General features: G+C 66.7%; 1 protein-coding gene. It reads right to left on the reverse strand.

Annotation, left to right across the window (positions count from 1 at the left end):
* Positions 1-1,122 (reverse strand): acetyl-CoA C-acetyltransferase (locus F4827_RS34895; protein ID WP_183734102.1); only part of this gene is annotated, 1,122 nt, incomplete at its 3' end.
* Positions 1,123-1,133: the final 11 nt, after the last annotated feature.

Genomic DNA, 1,133 nt, shown 5'->3' on the forward strand with positions numbered 1-1,133 from the left:
GCCGCGCTTCGCGTCGCGCCGCTGCATTTCGTGCAGCAGCGTCACCAGAATGCGGCAGCCCGAGGCGCCGATCGGATGGCCGATCGCAATCGCACCGCCATTCACGTTGATCTTCGACGTATCCCAGCCCATCTGCTTGTTCACGGCCAGCGCCTGCGCCGCGAACGCCTCGTTGATTTCCATCAGATCGAGGTCGCCCACCGACCAGCCCGCGCGCTCCAGCGCGCGCTTCGAGGCCGGCACCGGGCCCATGCCCATGATCTTCGGATCGACGCCGCCGGCCGCGTACGACTTGATGCGCGCGAGCGGCGTGAGGCCCAGCGCCTCGGCCTTCTTCGCCGACATCACCACCACCGCCGCCGCGCCGTCATTGAGACCCGACGCGTTGGCCGCCGTCACCGTGCCTTCCTTCGAGAACGCCGGCTTCAGGCCCGCGAGCGATTCGGCCGTCACGCCATGACGCACGAATTCGTCGGTGGCGAACCTGAGCGGCTCGCCCTTGCGTTGCGGGATTTCGACCGGCACGATTTCCGCGTCGAAACGCCCTTCCTTTTGCGCGGCTTCCGCCTTGTTCTGCGAGGCCGCGGCGAACGCATCCTGCTCTTCGCGCGTGATGCCGTATTCCTTCGCGACGTTTTCCGCCGTCACGCCCATGTGGTACTGGTTGTACACGTCCCACAGGCCGTCGACGATCATGCTGTCGATCAGCTTGGCGTCACCCATGCGGAAGCCGTCGCGCGAGCCCGGCAGCACATGCGGCGCAGCGCTCATGTTTTCCTGGCCGCCCGCCACCACGATGTCGGAATCGCCCGCGATGATCGCGTTGGCGGCCAGCATCACGGCCTTCAGGCCCGAGCCGCACACCTTGTTGATCGTCATCGCCGGCACGGAGGTCGGCAGGCCTGCCTTGAGCGAGGCCTGACGCGCAACGTTCTGGCCCGAGCCAGCCGTGAGCACCTGACCCATGATCACGTCGCTCACCTGATCGGGCTTCACACCCGCGCGTTCGAGCGCCGCCTTGATCACCAGCGCGCCCAGCTCCGGCGCGGCCACCTTTGCCAGCGAGCCGCCGAATTTACCCACCGCCGTGCGTGCGGCCGAAACGATCACAATGTCAGTCATTTTCGATTCCT

The sequence above is a fragment of the Paraburkholderia bannensis genome, from assembly GCF_014200455.1.
GTDB lineage: Bacteria > Pseudomonadota > Gammaproteobacteria > Burkholderiales > Burkholderiaceae > Paraburkholderia > Paraburkholderia bannensis_A.